The 15,787-nt window shown below is 60.6% G+C and carries 12 protein-coding genes and 1 pseudogene; 7 read left to right on the plus strand and 6 right to left on the minus strand.

What is annotated here, in order from left to right:
* Positions 1 to 22: 22 nt before the first annotated feature.
* The 6 genes from ACQ4WS_RS13165 (at position 23) to ACQ4WS_RS13190 (ending at position 5,291) form a co-directional block, all read left to right on the plus strand.
* Entirely contained in the window at positions 23 to 589 is a 567-nt protein-coding gene (locus ACQ4WS_RS13165; protein WP_436476887.1) for an RBBP9/YdeN family alpha/beta hydrolase, read from the plus strand.
* Between the two features lie 42 nt (positions 590 to 631).
* Positions 632 to 1,270 carry a peroxiredoxin gene (locus tag ACQ4WS_RS13170; protein WP_436476888.1) on the plus strand — a complete coding sequence of 213 codons (639 nt, stop codon included), beginning with the start codon at positions 632 to 634 and terminating at the stop codon, positions 1,268 to 1,270.
* A 271-nt stretch (positions 1,271 to 1,541) separates the two neighbouring features.
* The gene (gene cysT, locus ACQ4WS_RS13175) at positions 1,542 to 2,351 is read left to right on the plus strand and encodes a sulfate ABC transporter permease subunit CysT (protein WP_070224513.1); all 810 of its coding nucleotides are present in this window, start codon (positions 1,542 to 1,544) and stop codon (positions 2,349 to 2,351) included.
* Complete coding sequence (gene cysW / locus ACQ4WS_RS13180) at positions 2,348 to 3,274, plus strand: sulfate ABC transporter permease subunit CysW (protein WP_436476890.1); 927 nt, start codon at positions 2,348 to 2,350, stop codon at positions 3,272 to 3,274. The genes cysT and cysW overlap by 4 nt, the downstream gene beginning before the upstream one ends.
* 1 nt (position 3,275) lies before the next feature.
* A complete protein-coding gene (locus ACQ4WS_RS13185; RefSeq protein WP_436476892.1) occupies positions 3,276 to 4,346 on the plus strand; it encodes a sulfate/molybdate ABC transporter ATP-binding protein in 1,071 nt (356 codons plus the stop codon).
* A gap of 12 nt (positions 4,347 to 4,358) precedes the next feature.
* Positions 4,359 to 5,291: a CysB family HTH-type transcriptional regulator gene (locus tag ACQ4WS_RS13190; RefSeq protein WP_436476894.1), complete on the plus strand. Its 933-nt coding sequence runs from the start codon at positions 4,359 to 4,361 to the stop codon at positions 5,289 to 5,291.
* On the opposite strand, the gene ACQ4WS_RS13195 is transcribed toward ACQ4WS_RS13190, so the two are convergent.
* The 6 genes and pseudogenes from ACQ4WS_RS13195 to ACQ4WS_RS13220 form a co-directional block, all read right to left on the minus strand.
* The gene (locus ACQ4WS_RS13195; protein WP_436476895.1) at positions 5,288 to 5,641 is read right to left on the minus strand and encodes an MmcQ/YjbR family DNA-binding protein; all 354 of its coding nucleotides are present in this window, start codon (positions 5,639 to 5,641) and stop codon (positions 5,288 to 5,290) included. The two genes, ACQ4WS_RS13190 and ACQ4WS_RS13195, sit on opposite strands and share 4 nt — an antisense overlap.
* The gene (locus ACQ4WS_RS13200; protein ID WP_436476896.1) at positions 5,638 to 6,249 is read right to left on the minus strand and encodes an immunity protein Imm33 domain-containing protein; all 612 of its coding nucleotides are present in this window, start codon (positions 6,247 to 6,249) and stop codon (positions 5,638 to 5,640) included. The genes ACQ4WS_RS13195 and ACQ4WS_RS13200 overlap by 4 nt, the downstream gene beginning before the upstream one ends.
* A gap of 151 nt (positions 6,250 to 6,400) precedes the next feature.
* Positions 6,401 to 8,821 carry a TonB-dependent receptor plug domain-containing protein gene (locus tag ACQ4WS_RS13205; protein ID WP_436476898.1) on the minus strand — a complete coding sequence of 807 codons (2,421 nt, stop codon included), beginning with the start codon at positions 8,819 to 8,821 and terminating at the stop codon, positions 6,401 to 6,403.
* A 336-nt stretch (positions 8,822 to 9,157) separates the two neighbouring features.
* Positions 9,158 to 9,502: pseudogene (locus ACQ4WS_RS13210) on the minus strand (aldo/keto reductase); the annotation flags it as partial.
* A 274-nt stretch (positions 9,503 to 9,776) separates the two neighbouring features.
* A complete protein-coding gene (locus tag ACQ4WS_RS13215; RefSeq protein ID WP_436476899.1) occupies positions 9,777 to 10,742 on the minus strand; it encodes a GGDEF domain-containing protein in 966 nt (321 codons plus the stop codon).
* Between the two features lie 456 nt (positions 10,743 to 11,198).
* Positions 11,199 to 12,248, minus strand: a complete 1,050-nt coding sequence (locus ACQ4WS_RS13220) for a quinone-dependent dihydroorotate dehydrogenase (protein WP_436476901.1) — start codon at positions 12,246 to 12,248, stop codon at positions 11,199 to 11,201.
* Positions 12,249 to 12,452: 204 nt separating this feature from the next.
* Between ACQ4WS_RS13220 and ACQ4WS_RS13225 the strand changes: the two genes are divergently transcribed.
* A complete protein-coding gene (locus ACQ4WS_RS13225; RefSeq protein WP_436476903.1) occupies positions 12,453 to 15,764 on the plus strand; it encodes a S41 family peptidase in 3,312 nt (1,103 codons plus the stop codon).
* Positions 15,765 to 15,787: the final 23 nt, after the last annotated feature.

A 15,787-nucleotide genomic window follows, 5' to 3' on the forward strand; every position in this document is an offset into this window, starting at 1 on the left:
CTGTTACTAAAAGGGATCCATCATGGCGCTGCGCAGCTTTTCCGATTACCGGGTACTGATCGTGCCGGGCTTGCATAACAGCGGCCCCGGGCATTGGCAGAGCCGCTGGCAGCGCCTGTATCCCCAATTCGAGCGGGTCGAGCAGGATGACTGGAACGCTCCCGACCTGGCTACCTGGTCGGCGCGCCTGGACCAGGTGCGGCGGCAAGATGCGCGTCCGACCCTGATCGTCGCCCACAGCTTCGGTTGCCTGACGACGGCGCACAGCCTGGCCCGGGATCCGCAGGGCGTGGCCGGCGTGCTGCTGGTGGGGCCGGCCGATCCCGACAAGTTTGGCGTGGCGCAAGCCTTGCCGCAAAAGCGCTTGCCTTGCCCCGGCATATTGATCGCCAGCCAGACCGACCCCTGGATGACGGCCGAACACGCGGCGCAGTGGGCACGGCGCTGGAATTGCAAGTATATTGATGGCGGTGCGCTGGGCCATATCAACGCCGAGTCGCGCCTGGGGGACTGGGTCTATGGCCAGGCGCAACTGCAAACGCTGTTTGATCTGGCGCAAAGCGATAAGCGCCACCGTCAGGCAGCCTGATACGACGAATATCCGGCCACACAATTTTTCAAGGAGATCACGATGACTTTACGCCTGGGCGATGTCGCCCCTGATTTTGAACAAGACAGCTCGATCGGCACGCTCAAGTTCCACGAGTGGGCTGGCCATTCCTGGGTAGTGCTGTTTTCCCACCCGGCCGACTTTACTCCCGTGTGCACGACGGAACTGGGCTTGACAGCCAAGCTCAAGCCGGAATTTGACAAGCGCAACGTGAAGGCCATCGCCCTGTCCGTGGACGCGGCCGAGTCGCACAAGAGCTGGATCAAGGATATCGAAGAGACGCAAAACACCGTGGTTGGCTTCCCCATCATCGCCGACGTCGACAAGAAAGTGTCGGTGCTGTACGACATGATTCACCCGGAACAGTCCGTCACTGCCACCGTGCGCTCCGTCTTCATCGTCGACCCGAACAAGAAAGTACGGCTGATCCTCACGTATCCGCTCAGTACTGGCCGCAATTTCAACGAAATCCTGCGCGTCATCGATGCCCTGCAACTGACGGACGGCTACACCGTGGCCACGCCCGGCAACTGGAAAGATGGCGACGACGTCATCATTCCCTTGACCGTGCAAGACCCGGACGTGATCAAGCAGAAGTATCCGAAGGGCTTTACGGCCGCCAAGCCCTACCTGCGCTTGACGCCGCAGCCCAACAAGTAATTCCGGGGTCAGACCCCAGCATTTGTCTCGGGTATAAATATGTCTAAGAAGCAAAAACGCACCTCGCCGGTGCGTTTTTTTTCGTCCGCCGATTCTGCTGGCAAGTATGCAAAATCCATCTAAGCAAATGAGAAATGGTTAGTTCTTTTTATAACGATTGCATGTGATTATTGCGCCCTATAACTCAAAAATGTAATAAGAAGGGGTTTCTATGTCTGCAGCATCAGCATCAGCAGCACCGCTCAAGGCGCGCGGAGCGCCGTTTCGGGTCATGCCGGGGTTTAAGCTGTCACTGGGCTTCACGCTCTTTTACCTGGCCTTGATCGTTCTCATTCCGCTCTCGTCGGTGTTCCTAAAAACCTTCACCATGACATGGGACGCCTTCTTCAGCGCCGTCACGTCCGAGCGCGTGATGGCGTCCTATCGCCTGACGTTTGGCGCCTCGCTGATCGCCGCCCTGCTCAACGTGGTGTTTGGCGGCATCCTGGCCTGGGTGCTGGTGCGCTATAAATTCCCCGGCAAACGCATCATCGATGCGCTGGTCGATTTGCCGTTCGCCTTGCCGACGGCCGTGGCCGGCATCACCCTGACGGCCCTGTATTCGTCGAACGGCTGGTTCGGCCAGTTCATCGAAGGCGTGCTGGGCATCAAGGTGGCGTTTACGCCACTGGGCGTGGTGGTGGCGCTGACCTTCATCGGCTTGCCCTTTGTCGTGCGCACCGTGCAACCGGTGCTGGAAGACGCGGAAAAGGAACTCGAAGAAGCGGCCGCCAGCCTGGGCGCCAATTCATTGCAAACGTTTATCCGCGTCATCTTCCCCACGATTTTGCCCTCGCTGCTGACGGGCTTTGCGCTGGCCTTCGCCCGCGCCACGGGCGAGTACGGTTCCGTGATCTTTATCGCCGGCAACATGCCGATGGTATCGGAAATCACGCCGCTGTTCATTATTACCAAACTGGAGCAATACGATTACGCAGGCGCCACAGCCATCGCCGTGGTGATGCTGGTGGTCTCCTTTTTGCTGTTGTTGACGATTAACCTGTTGCAAGCATGGACGCGCGGAAAGGCGAAGAAATCATGAGTACGAATACGACTGCCGTCGCTGGCGTGGACAGTGCGCGGCCGACAGCGCGCCGCTTCGAGCCGAATGTCGGCCCCGTGGTGCTGGAACCTTTATGGGTGCGCACGGTATTGATCAGCATCGCCTTGCTGTTCCTGACGACCTTTTTGATCGTGCCCCTGGTGGCCGTGTTTGCGGAAGCGTTCAAGAAGGGCTGGGAAGCGTATATCGCCGCCATCATCGATCCGGACGCGATTTCCGCCATTAAGCTGACCCTGATCACGGCCGCCATCGCCGTACCGCTGAACCTGGTGTTCGGCGTGGCCGCTTCCTGGTGCATCGCCAAGTTCGAATTCCGCGGCAAGAGCATTTTGCTGACCCTGATCGACTTGCCGTTTTCCGTTTCCCCGGTGATTTCCGGCCTGATCTATGTGCTGATGTTTGGCGCCCAGGGCTGGTTCGGCCCGTGGCTGCAGGCGCACGACATCAAGATTTTGTTTGCCGTGCCCGGCATCGTGCTGGCCACCATCTTCATTACCTTCCCGTTTGTGGCGCGCGAACTGATACCGCTGATGCAGTCGCAGGGCAGCGAGGAAGAAGAGGCCGCTATCGTGCTGGGCGCGTCGGGCTGGAACACTTTCCGCAGAGTCACCTTGCCAAATATCAAGTGGGGTCTGCTGTATGGCGTGATCCTGTGTAATGCCCGCGCCATGGGCGAGTTCGGCGCCGTGTCCGTGGTCTCCGGCCATATCCGCGGCGAAACCAATACCATGCCGCTGCAGGTGGAGATTCTGTACAACGAGTACAACTTCGCCGCCGCGTTTGCCGTCGCCTCCCTGCTGGCCCTGCTGGCCTTGGTGACCCTGGCCTTGAAAGCTTTCATTGAGTGGCGTTTGAACGAGAGCGACGCCGACGATTCCGCCTTACGTTCCACGGAGCACTGATATGACCATCGCAGTTAACAACATCCACAAGCGTTTCGGCGATTTCGTCGCCCTCGACAATATCTCGCTGGACTTTCCTGCCGGCGAATTGACGGCCCTGCTGGGCCCGTCCGGTTGCGGCAAGACGACCTTGCTGCGCATCATCGCCGGCCTGGAACATCCGGACAGCGGCCAGGTGCTGCTGGACGCGGAAGATGCGTCGAACCGCCACGTGCGCGAGCGCCAAGTGGGTTTCGTGTTTCAACACTATGCGCTGTTCAAGCACATGACGGTGTTCGAGAACGTGGCGTTTGGCTTGCGCGTGAAGTCGCGCAGCGAGCGTCCGTCGGAAGACCAGATCCGCCGCAAGGTGAAAGATTTGCTGGAACTGGTGCAGCTGGACTGGCTGGCCGACCGCTATCCGCCGCAGCTGTCGGGCGGACAACGCCAGCGCATCGCCCTGGCGCGCGCGCTGGCTGTCGAGCCCCGTGTGCTGCTGCTCGACGAGCCCTTCGGCGCACTCGACGCCAAGGTGCGCAAGGAATTGCGCCGCTGGCTGCGCCGTCTGCATGACGACTTGCACGTGACCAGCATTTTCGTCACGCATGACCAGGAAGAGGCGCTGGAAGTGGCCGACCAGGTGGTGCTGATGAACAAGGGTACCGTCGAGCAACAGGGTTCCCCGGAGCAAGTCTACAACCATCCGGCCTCGCCCTTCGTGTATGGCTTCCTGGGCAACGTCAACCTGTTCCACGGCCGCGTGCACGACGGCGTGATGGCGACGGGCGACGCCAGCTTCGAGGTGCCTGATTACGCGGGCGTGAGCGACAGCAAGGGCACGGCCTATGTGCGTCCGCATGACCTGGAAATCGACCGCTACACGCAGGGCGCCGAAGGCATCATCGTGAAACTGAGCCGCGCCCATGCCATTGGCCCCCTGGCCCAGCTGGACTTGCAGCGCGTCGATAACAGCGAGCTGATCGAAGCGGTGATGTCGAACGAGCGTTTTACCCATTTGCAGCTGAAGGAAGGCGAAACGCTGGTCGTGCGTCCAAAGCGCCTCCACGTCTTTGTCGAACCCACCCGAACTTAATACAGGATAGTCATGAACTTTCAACAACTGCGTTCGATCCGCGAAGCGGCGCGCCGCGGCTATAACCTGACGGAAGTGGCGAACGCCCTGTTCACGTCGCAGCCGGGCGTGAGCCGGCAGATCCGCGAACTGGAAGACGAGCTGGGCGTGGTGATTTTCGAACGCAACGGCAAGCGCTTGACGGGCTTGACTGAGCCGGGCAAGGGTATCCTGAAGATCGTCGACCGTTTGCTGATCGAGGCGGAAAACCTGCAGCAGGCCAGCCTGGAATACAGCGGCCAGACCATTGGCACCCTGTCGGTGGCGGCCACGCATACGCAGGCGCGCTATGCGCTGCCGAAAGTGGTGCAGAGTTTCCGCGCCGCTTACCCCGACGTGCGTATTGCGCTACAACAAAGCGCACCCGAGCACATTGCGGAATGGGTACTGTCCGGCAAGACCGATATCGGCATCGCCACGGAAGGCCTGAGCCAGTTTCCCGACCTCGTGTCGTTCCCATGCTACCGCTGGAGCCATCTGATCGTCGTGCCGGATGGCCATCCGCTGCTCGAACATACACCGATTCGCCTGGAAGACCTGGCGAAATATCCCTTGATCACCTACGACAAGGGTTTTACAGGACGGGGCCATATCGACGATGCGTTCGCGAAGGCGGGCGTGGCCACCGACATCATCCTGACGGCCATGGATTCTGACGTCATCAAGCAATATGTGGCGCTGGGCCTGGGCGTGGGCATCGTCGCTTCGATGGCCTTCGAGCATGGCCGCGACAAGGGGCTAAGGGCCGTGGAAGCGTCGCATTTGTTCGCCAGCAACACGACGCGCCTGGCCGTGCGCCGCGGCGCCTACCTGCGCGCCTATGCCTACGAATTCATCCTGCAACTGGCGCCGGACCTGACGCGCGCAGACATCGACCGCGCCATGGCGGGAGAGGAAGCGCTCTAGGCGATGGCCGCCCTTTGCGCGCGCGTCAGGCTGGCCACGGCGCGCGCGTAGCTATCGCTTACCAGTTCGGCCAGGTAATCGGACGGGAAGCGCGCCACGTCCACGATGGTGACCCAGTGAAAGCGGCCCATGTAGCGGGCCGGTTTGACGCCTGGCATGTCCGTCAGTTCGATAAAGCGCTCGGCGCTGACGCGCAGGCTGAAGCGCCATTGTTCCGGCGCGCTGGTCTTGAAGTACGCAAATTTTTTCCCCGCCACTGCAACCACGAGGATATTCGACGGCGCACCGTACAGCACGGCTTGTGCGCCGGGCAGGGCCGTGCAAAATTCCTTCAGTTCATCCGTTGTCATTCGTCAACCGCCATGAATTGTTGCGTGTCGTGGTCGAAGGCATAGGCCGCGCCGGCCGGAGCATCGAGCAGCGCAATACAACGCTCGTCCACGCTGAGCACGGCGCCTAGCGAGACGCGGGCCACGTTGGCGCTGTCGTTCATGTAATCATCGCTCTCGTCGTTGGCCGTGAAGCGCCAGCCGCTGTCGTCGCCTTTGTCCGGCTCCTCGCGGTACAGATAGCCGACGGGCGCGCCATCTTCCAGCACGCGTTTTGTAACGAAGCACAGGGCCGCGTAGCGCTTGACGAGGTTATCGTCATCGTCGTGCTGGGTATTGATGATGTGGCGCGCCGCGAAGGCGATGGGGTCTTTGGCGTGCAGATCGGCGATGTAGCCGGGCATGTTATCGAGCTTGCCGGTGAAATGCCCATGCGGCTCGATCGTCTCCACCAGTACCCACATGCGCTCGGCGCCTGGCGCCTGCGGATCGTCGCTGTGGAAGGCGAAGATCAGCTTGACCACGTCGCCGGGGCGCACCTGGGCGATGGCCTCGGGCGGTGATTTATAGAAGGTGTAGGGGTGGCGCGCCGCCAGTTCTGCGGCGTCGGCCAGATGCCAGCTGGGCATGGTTGCTTATCCGTGATCAAAAAGAGTAGCACCCATGGTAGCCGATTGCCACCCAGGATGGCCACCCGTACGCCAGTGCTTTATTGGATGTCATAGGCCGCAATAAAAACGGGAGGCAGATTGCCTCCCGTTCTGCGTTGCTACTTTTCTGTTACCAGCTATAACCCGCCTTGGCGTAGTAATAGCGGCCGTTGAAGCCGTTCGGCGCGAAGATGCTGTACGGCTGGGTGCCGTTGACGTTCAGGTTGCCGTTGCTGGTCACTTGCGCCGGATAGCGGTTGGTGACGTTGTCGATGCCGGCCACCAGGCGCCAGTTCTTGCCCAGTTTCACGGAACCGGACACGTCCAGCACCCATTGCGGGTCATACGTCTGGTCCAGCTTGACATCGTTTTGCGGCACGGTGAAGCTGCCGTAGCGCGTCACGACGCCGTGCGCATTCCAGATGCCGAAGCCGTAGTCGGCGGCCAGGCTGAACTTGTCCTTCGGCGACGCCACCGTGATGCGGTCGATACTCTGGCGGTCGATCAGTTTCAGGTTGTTGGCCGTCAGGATGGCCGGATTGTCGGCGATTTTCTGTACCGTGCTCTTGTTATGGTTGTACGCCACGGTGAGATCCAGGCGGTCCTTGTCCTGCAAGTCGATGCGGTAGGTGCTGACGATGTCCACGCCTTCCGTGCGCGTGTCGACGGCGTTGGTGAAGTAGCGCGCCGCGCCCACGGTCGAGCCTTGCGTCGCCAGTTCGCCCTTCAGCTTGTCGTTCAGCGCCAGGTTGGCCGAGAACAGGATGCGGTTGTCGATGTCGATGCGATAGGCGTCCACCGTCGTGGTGAAGTTGCGGCTGGGTTGGAACTGCAGGCCCAGGCTGTAGTTGCGGGCCTTTTCCGGTTTCAGGTCTTGCGCACCGAGGGAGCGCGCCTGCGGCGTATTCACGGCAAAGGTGCCCGTCTCGATGGCCGTATTGTTGCCATTGATGACCTGGAAGTTGGTGGTGGTGATGGTGTAGTACTGCTGCGCCAGCGATGGCGCGCGGAAGCCGCTCGACACGGTGCCGCGCAGCGACAGCGCATCGCTGAATGAATAGCGGGCCGAACCCTTGGCCGAGGTGGTGCTGCCGAAGTCGCTGTAACGCTCATGGCGCAGGGCCACGCCGCCAGACAGTTTCTTCGTCGCTTCCGCTTCCAGGTTCACATAGATCGACTCGTTATGACGCGAGTGGCTGCCCGCGTTGGCAGGACGGAAGCCGGCAAAGCCTTGCGAGCCGCCGCCCGTATACGACGCTGCGTCGCCGGCGCCGATGCTGTACTTTTCATGGCGCGCTTCGGCACCCACGGCCACCGTCAGCGGGCCCGTAAAGTAAGCGACGGGAAATTCGCGCGCCGCATCGAGGTTGAATACCGTCTGTTCGTTTTTCAGCGAGCCGGCATAGAAATGCGTGGGGCTGTTCGCGCCCAGCGACTGGTTGACCGTGTTGTCCAGGTCCAGTTCGAACTTGTTGCTGCCGTAGTTCAGGCTGGCATCCCAGCGCCAGCCGGCCGCTTCGCCGCGCAAGCCCGTGACGATGGACTGGTCCGTCAGCGTGCTGTTTTGCAGCGGCAAGAAGCCTTCCGGATAGATCGGCGTGCGCTGCGAATACGCCTTGGTGACAGAGTTCTGGATCAGCGCCGTGCGCCAGGTGGCGGCGGCCGAGGTGTCGCGCTTGCCGTAGTTGCCGAAGGCGTACCAGTCCACATTGTCATTGATGTGGTATTCGCTGTTGAGGAAAATCGTCGCCGGCTTGCTTTCCGGGTCGCCGTAGCGCTGGTTGACTTTGCCGTAGCGCGGCTCCAGCGGATTGCGGAAATCGGCGCCGGCACGGTTGGTCGGATCGCGTTCCGCCACTTCCGCCGAGATGCGCACCCAGCCGTCGTCGCCCAGTGCGAAGCCGGCCGAGCCCTTGATGGATTTTTGCTTGCCGTCGCGTTCCTGCGTCTGGCCATAGCCCACTTCGATATCGCCGCCGGCCGCACCTTTTTTCAGGATGATGTTGATCACGCCGGCAATCGCATCGGAGCCGTACTGGGCCGCCGCGCCATCGCGCAGCACTTCCACGTGGTCGATGGCGGCCAGCGGAATGGCGTTCAGGTCGACGGGTGCCGAGCCGCGGCCCAGGGAGCCGTTGACGTTGACGACGGCCGAGGTATAGCGGCGCTTGCCGTTCACCAGCACCAGGGTCTGGTCGGGCGACAGGCCGCGCAATTGCGCCGGACGCACGGCGTCGCTGGCGTCGGCGCCAGTGGCGCGGGCAAAGTTCAGCGATGGCAGCAGACGCGCCAGCACGGTGGCCAGTTCGCCCGAACCGGTGCTTTGCAGATCGCGCGAGGTGAGGATGTCGATCGGCGATTCGGAATCGATGGTGCGGCGGTTCTTGGCGAAGGTGCCGGTGACCACCACCGATTGCAATTCACCTTCGGCCGGCAGCTCTTGCTGCGCTTGCGCCTGCATGGGCAGGCTGAAGCAGGCGATCAGGCTGGCGGCGATCACGGTTTTGACGGGCAGGGCGGGATGCTGGGAGCGGGCAGTGCTTGAACTCATCGACGATATCTCTTCAGTTGGTGGTTGCGCGAACCATGGCGGTCCGGTGATGCAATCAGATTAACAGTGGGCACGTGGCGTGCTTACGAATCGTTCTGTCTATCGATATGCAATAAATATCTGAAACACGCCAACATGGCGCGAGTAGTGCATATGGCCTCGTTTCCAGCATACGACCGGGCACGGCCGGGCCGCAATGCTGCACAGCAGTAAATTGCCGGCTGTTGTATAAATACGACTATCTGTGATGAGCGTGGGTCGTCTGGCGCGACGTTGCCTTGTACTGCGCCGCCAGAGGGATGGCGTTGACTGTCCCGGATTGGGCGCGCTGGCGTGGATGTAGCGGGGGCTCCAGCCGGCCGGGAAGCGCGTCAGGCGGCCCTTGGCCTGCGGATCGTCGAGGTATTTCGCCGACAGATGGCCGAACGCCAGCGGGCTGTAGGCCAGCAAGCCGACATGTTCCCGGTGGCAAGTTTCGTCAAGCAAGCTCGTCTCGAAATGGCGCGCCGTCAGGTTGTACAGGTTCTGGATGGATGCGATGCGCGGCAAGCCTTTCAGTTCCGCCTGCTTGATGTATTCGCACACGCCCCACGACGATTCGTTCGACACGCCGATGTGCCCGATCTTGCCTTCCTCGACCAGCTTGTCCAGCACGGCCAGGGTGTCTTCGATGGCGGCGCAGCAGTAGCCGCCCGCACCGGCTTAGCGTACTATTTTTCCCTTTTCCTATTTCCCCGCCCATCAGGACTTGGGTATTTTTTGCACTAATCCCGGCAGCTCCTCAAGCGCGGAGGGCGCATCAAGCTCGACTGCTGCGGCCCAGCCAACCGACTGTGTGTGGAGATCACGCCCGCTCAGGGGCAGGGGCAGGCCAACTTCCAAGGCTCATGGGTCAGCAACGACAACCGCGACCGCTACGTAATCCCGAAGGGCTACTAGCCTCTATCAATGTGGCCTATTTCTTCTTCTTGAGTGTCTTGTGCTCATACATTGCAGCATCTGCTTCCTGCAACATGTCTTCGACCGTTGCATGCTTGAGCACGTCATAGGCAACTGCACCATACGAAAGCTGTATGGAATAAGGCAGGCCAAGGTTAGCACAGCGTGTTTGAAGGTTGCCCACGAAACGAGCAACCAGTTCTTGAGTCACGGCATTGGAGGAATTCGTTGCTAAAACAACAAATTCATCGCCGCCGAGTCGGGCAAAAATGTCGGATGTGCGAAACGCCTCTGCTATTTGTTCCGCAAAGATTTTCAACGCCCTATCGCCCTCCGAATGTCCATACGTATCGTTGATTTCTTTGAACTTGTCCAGGTCGAAGAAAATAAGCGTAGCTGGGAACTGTTGACGCTTGCACATCTCGAGACTATGCCGAGCGAGCGTTAGGAATCCTCGTCGATTCGATATACGCGTCAGTTCATCAAGAATTGATAGCTGAACGGCGATAATTTCGCGCTCTATCATTTGGGCAAGATCAACAAGCATCTGTTGATCTTCGGCCGAGAATTCGCGTGGAGCACGATCAATGATGCACAGCGTCCCAACCGCCATCCCATTGAGTGGCCGCAGTGGCTGACCAGCATAGAACCGAATGTGCGGCTCGCTCGTTACAAGAGGATTGTCAAAGAACCGCTCATCCTTCAACGTGTCTTCAATAACAAACGTTCCTTTCTCTAAAATTGCATGCCCGCAAAAGGAAATATCGCGTGACGTTTCAGACGCATCCAATCCAAAGCACGACTTGAACCATTGCCGGTTTTCATCCACAAGACTTACCAGGGCAATAGGGACGCCAAACAAACGTCGCGCCATTCTAGTCACCCGATCAAATCGTTCTTCCGGCAGTGTGTCAAGAATGGCTGCAGACCTCAATTGGAATAGACGCTCTTGCTCGTCAGCTGGAATCTTTGGTATTTCCATCTTTTTCTCCAACGTCTAAATGTTTAAAATGCAATTTTACGACGTAAAACGAATGGCCGAAGACATTAATTTTCTACCTCACGAAACTATAGTCCGGCCCGTCGTTTTCATTGGACGGGCCACGTGGCCGCTGCTAGCGTCTATCCTTGCGGCACTCTCCTGTCAACTCCATTTTCCCAGTGTCCACTTCATCGGATCGAACTGCTTTTTCTGGAACGACAGTGTCAAATTCTGAACGGAAGCGATCAAAGGTAGGCAGATGGGCATCGTAGGCCAGTTGGATAACTAGAGGAACACGCGGATTTTTTTACATCTTTGCTAGAAAACCGCCATTCCATCTCCGCCGTGTCGATGAAGTTGATGCACCGTTTCAGCGCGTAATCGAGCTGGCTGTGCGCTTCGGCTTCACTATTCTGCTCACTTCCAGGCTGCTGGCACCCAGTTTGACCTTGTTGATCATTTCGCCTGTTTGCCGCGCAGCGCGCGGGCGCAATCCTTGATCAAGGCCGGACCGGCGTAAATCAGGCCGCTGTACAGCTGCACCAGTTGCGCGCCCGCCTCGAACTTGGCCACGGCGTCGCTGCCCTGCATGATGCCGCCCACGCCGATGATGGGCAGCGCGTCGCCCAGTTCCGCCTTCAGCAAACGGATGACATTGTTCGACAGTTCGAACACGGGCGCGCCCGACAGGCCGCCCGCTTCCGCGCCGTGCGGCATGCCTTCCACGGCGCTGCGCGACAGGGTGGTGTTGGTGGCGATGACGCCATCGATACGGTGGCGCGTGAGCGAGTCGGCGATGCTTTTGACTTGCTCACCATCCATGTCCGGGGCGATTTTCAGGGCCAGCGGCACGTAGCGTTTGTGCTTGTCCGCCAGGCGCGCTTGCGCCTCTTTCAGTTGCGACAGCAGGGCGTCGAGTTCGGACGCGCCCTGCAGCTGGCGTAAATTCTTGGTGTTCGGCGACGAGATGTTGACCGTCACATAGCTGGCGTAGGGGTAGACTTTTTCCAGGCACAACAAGTAGTCGTCGGCCGCCCGTTCGATGGGCGTGTCGGCGTTCTTGCCGATGTTCAGACCCAGTACGCCGGCGCGGTTCTGGTAAAACTTCGACGCCTGCACGTTGGCCACGAAGGCGTCCACGCCGCCATTGTTAAAGCCCATGCGGTTGATGATGCCCTGCGCCTGCGGCAGGCGGAACATGCGCGGTTTCGGATTGCCCGCCTGCGCGCGCGGCGTGACGGTGCCCACTTCGATGGAGCCAAACCCCAGATCGGCCAGCGCATCGATGTAGGCGCCGTCCTTGTCCAGGCCAGCGGCCAGGCCGACCGGGTTGGGGAAGGTGATGCCCATCACCGTGCGCGGGTCAGGTGCAGGTTTGCCGGCCAGCTTCGTCAGGCCCAGCGCGCTAGCGCGTTTCAGGGCGGGCAGGGTGAGATGGTGGGCCGCTTCGGCATCCATCGAAAACAGCAGTGGGCGGGCGAGGGAGTACAGGAATTTTTCAGACATGGGGGCGCTTTGAGTAGGTGTGCGGGCCGCCGGGAAAGGCTGGCGGCGCGCGAAATAAGTGGCGTATTTTACCGTGTTCCACGCGGCTGCCGGGTGTATAGTTCTTGTTGGCCTGATGCAATATTGATTCGTTACCAATTCGCATTCGACCTGGGACTTTCCTGTTTTTTCCCTGTTTTCTTTACTTCATAAGTGAGACATCGATTGAAAAAGACACGCATCCTGACCGCCATCGCGGCCGCCAGCGCACTGCTGCTGAGCCACCCGGCCCTGGCCCTGCCGAATACGCAAGACACCCGCATGCTGAGCGAACCGGCCGTTTCCAGTCGCCACATCGCCTTCATCTATGCGGGCGATTTATGGCTATCGAACCTCGATGGCGGCGGCGCGCGGCGCCTCACCTCGGACCTGGGCGACAAGTCCCATCCCGTCTTCTCGCCCGATGGCAGCCAGATCGCATACAGCGCCAACATCGACGGGAATGTCGACGTGTATGTGATCGCGGCGGCGGGCGGCGTGCCACGCCGCCTGACTTTCCACCCGGGCGTTGATCTGGCGCAATCGTTCACGCCCGATGGCCAGGCCGTGATGTTCACCTCGCCGCGCGCCGCCTTCAACAACCGCTTCCAGAAGCTGTTTACGGTGCCCGTGGCGGGCGGCGTGGAAACGCAGCTGGAAATCCCCAACGCCTCGCGCGCCGCGTATTCGCCCGACGGCAAGCGCATCGTTTACAACCCCCTGATGCCGGCCTTCAAGCAGTGGAAGCGCTACCGGGGCGGCACCAATTCCTGGCTCTGGCTATTTTCGTCCAGCGACAAATCCATCGAAAAAATCCCCCAGCCCACCACGCGCTCGAACGACGTCGACCCCATGTGGCTGGGCGATACTGTCTACTTCCGCTCCGACCGCAACGGCGAATTCAACCTGTTCGCCTACGACGTGAAGACGAAAGCCGTGCGCCAGCTGACGCGGCACGCGGATTTCCCCGTGCTCAACGCCTCGGCCGCGAACGGCACCATCGTCTACGAACAGGCCGGCTACCTGCACGCGTTCGACATCGCCAGCGGCCAGGCGCGGAAACTCGCCATCGGCGTGGCCAGCGACCTGGGGCAGACGCGCCCCCGCTGGGTCAAGAATGCGAAATATATCCGCGACGCTTCGATTTCGCCGTCGGGCGCGCGCATCGCCTTCGAATACCGGGGCGAGATCGTCACCATCCCCGCCGACAAGGGCGACGTGCGCAACCTGACGCAGACGGCCGGCGCCCACGAGCGCACGCCCATCTGGTCGCCCGATGGCCGCTCCGTCGCGTACTTTTCGGACGAGTCGGGCGAGTATGAATTGCATGTGCGGGCGCAGGATGGCAAGGGCGCCGTGCGCAAGTTCAAGCTGAATGGCAGCGGCTTTTATGACAACGCCGTCTGGTCGCCCGACAGCAAGAAGATCGCGTTTGCCGACAATGGCTGGAGCCTGTACGTGATCGACGTTGGCACGGGCAAGGTGCAGAAGGTTGCCACGGAGCCGATGTATGGCGTCGACAAGAGCATGCGCGCCGCGTGGGCGCCCGATTCGCGCTGGCTGGCCTACACCCTCAATTCGCCCACCTACACGCGCAGCGCGTATATCTATTCCGTCGAGCAGAACAAGTCGATGCCCGTGACCGATGGCCTGTCCGACGTGGCCCAGCCCGTGTTCGACAAGAGTGGTAAATACCTGTACTTCTTCGCTTCGACGAATGCAGGGCCCAGCAACAACTGGTTCTCGCAGCAGAATGAAGACAACCTGGTGACGCGCACCGTATGGATGGCCGTGCTGCGGCGCGACTTGCCGTCGCCGCTGATCAAGGAAAGCGACGAGGAAAAGGCCGCCAACGCTGACGTCAAAAAAGACACGGCGAAGGCGGAGCCGGAAGCGAAAAACGAAGCGAAGATCGATCCGAAGACGGGCCGCGACGACCCGAAAGTGACCGTAGCCCCAGTGGCGCCAATCAGCATCGATTTCGACGGCATCGCCACGCGCATCGTCGATTTGCCGCTGCCGGCCGCGCAGTTCTCCAGCCTGACGGCAGGCGCTGCGGGGCAGATCTTTTTGCTGCGCGAAAGCGATGGCAAGAAGGCCGTGCAGCGCTTCGACCTGAAGGAGCGCAAGGCGGAAACCGTGGTGGCCGAAGCGGACGATTTCGAAGTGTCGGCCGACGGCAAGAAGCTGCTGTATCGCCAGAAGGACAACTGGGCCATGGGTAGCGCCACGGGCAAGCTGCTGGCGCCAGGCGAAGGCAAGATCAAGGTCGACGCCATCGAAGTGAAAGCCGATCCGCGTGCCGAGTGGACGCAGATTTTCAATGAAGTCTGGCGCATCAACCGCGATTATTTCTATGACCCGGGCATGCATGGCGTGGACTGGAAGGCCATGCGCGACAAGTACGCCGTCTTCCTGCCCGAGCTGTCCAGCCGCGCCGACCTGAATCGGTTGATTCAGTGGATGTGCAGCGAACTGGCCGTGGGCCACCACCGTGGTGGTGGCGGCGACGATTTTATCGAAGCGAAGAAGGTGCCGGGCGGCTTGCTGGGCGCCGATTATGAAGTGAGCAACGGCCATTACCGCTTCAAGAAGGTGTATGGCGGCTTGAACTGGAATCCGGCCCTGCGCGCGCCGCTGACGGAGCCGGGCCTGAACGTCAAGGCGGGCGAATACCTGCTGGCCGTCGACAGCCGGCCTTTGACGCCACCGACGAATCTTTATAGTGCTTTCGAGAACACGGCCGGCAAGGCCATCGACTTGACCGTGGGGCCATCGGCCGACGGCAAGGGTGCGCGCACCATCACCGTGGTGCCCGTGCCGACGGAAGATGCCTTGCGCAACCGCGACTGGATCGAAGGCAATATGCGCAAGGTCAATGCGGCGACCGGCGGCAAGGTGGCGTATGTGTACGTGCCCAATACGGCGGGCCTGGGCCATACCTACTTCAAGCGCTATTTCTTCCCGCAGGCGGACAAGCAGGCCATCATCGTCGACGAGCGTTTCAACGGCGGCGGCAGCGTGGCCGATTACTACATCGAGATCCTGCAGAAGAAGGAAATCGCCTGGTGGACCATGCGCTATGGCGCCGACATGAAGACGCCATCGGCCTCGATCCAGGGGCCGCGCGCCATGCTGATCGACGAGACAGCCGGCTCGGGTGGCGACCTGCTGCCGTGGATGTTCCGCAAAAATAACATGGGCCCGCTGATCGGCAAGGCCACCTGGGGCGGCCTGGTGGGCATACTGGGCTTTCCCGTGCTGATGGATGGCGGCTTCATCACGGCGCCGAACCTGGCGTTCTGGACGCGCGAAAATGGCTGGGGCGTGGAAAACGAAGGCGTACCGCCCGATATCGAAGTCGAGCAAACGCCGGCCGACGTCATCGCCGGCCGCGATCCGCAGCTGGAAAAGGCGATCGAGGTGATCCAGGCCGAATTGGCGAAGAACCCGCCCGCGCGGCCTGCACGTCCGGCGTTTCCGGACAAGAGCAAATAAAACGGAAACCCCCGTTGCAAAGA

This window comes from Janthinobacterium leeuwenhoeki (assembly GCF_051380795.1).
Taxonomy (GTDB): domain Bacteria; phylum Pseudomonadota; class Gammaproteobacteria; order Burkholderiales; family Burkholderiaceae_D; genus Janthinobacterium.

Bases quoted from the DNA above. Each gene is read 5' to 3' on its own strand.
- ACQ4WS_RS13165 (WP_436476887.1), top strand. From the start codon at position 23: ATGGCGCTGCGCAGCTTTTCCGATTACCGGGTACTGATCGTGCCGGGC.
- ACQ4WS_RS13170 (WP_436476888.1), top strand. From the start codon at position 632: ATGACTTTACGCCTGGGCGATGTCGCCCCTGATTTTGAACAAGACAGC.
- cysT (WP_070224513.1), top strand. From the start codon at position 1,542: ATGCCGGGGTTTAAGCTGTCACTGGGCTTCACGCTCTTTTACCTGGCC.
- cysW (WP_436476890.1), top strand. From the start codon at position 2,348: ATGAGTACGAATACGACTGCCGTCGCTGGCGTGGACAGTGCGCGGCCG.
- ACQ4WS_RS13185 (WP_436476892.1), top strand. From the start codon at position 3,276: ATGACCATCGCAGTTAACAACATCCACAAGCGTTTCGGCGATTTCGTC.
- ACQ4WS_RS13190 (WP_436476894.1), top strand. From the start codon at position 4,359: ATGAACTTTCAACAACTGCGTTCGATCCGCGAAGCGGCGCGCCGCGGC.
- ACQ4WS_RS13195 (WP_436476895.1), bottom strand. From the start codon at position 5,641: ATGACAACGGATGAACTGAAGGAATTTTGCACGGCCCTGCCCGGCGCA.
- ACQ4WS_RS13200 (WP_436476896.1), bottom strand. From the start codon at position 6,249: ATGCCCAGCTGGCATCTGGCCGACGCCGCAGAACTGGCGGCGCGCCAC.
- ACQ4WS_RS13205 (WP_436476898.1), bottom strand. From the start codon at position 8,821: ATGAGTTCAAGCACTGCCCGCTCCCAGCATCCCGCCCTGCCCGTCAAA.
- ACQ4WS_RS13215 (WP_436476899.1), bottom strand. From the start codon at position 10,742: ATGGAAATACCAAAGATTCCAGCTGACGAGCAAGAGCGTCTATTCCAA.
- ACQ4WS_RS13220 (WP_436476901.1), bottom strand. From the start codon at position 12,248: ATGTCTGAAAAATTCCTGTACTCCCTCGCCCGCCCACTGCTGTTTTCG.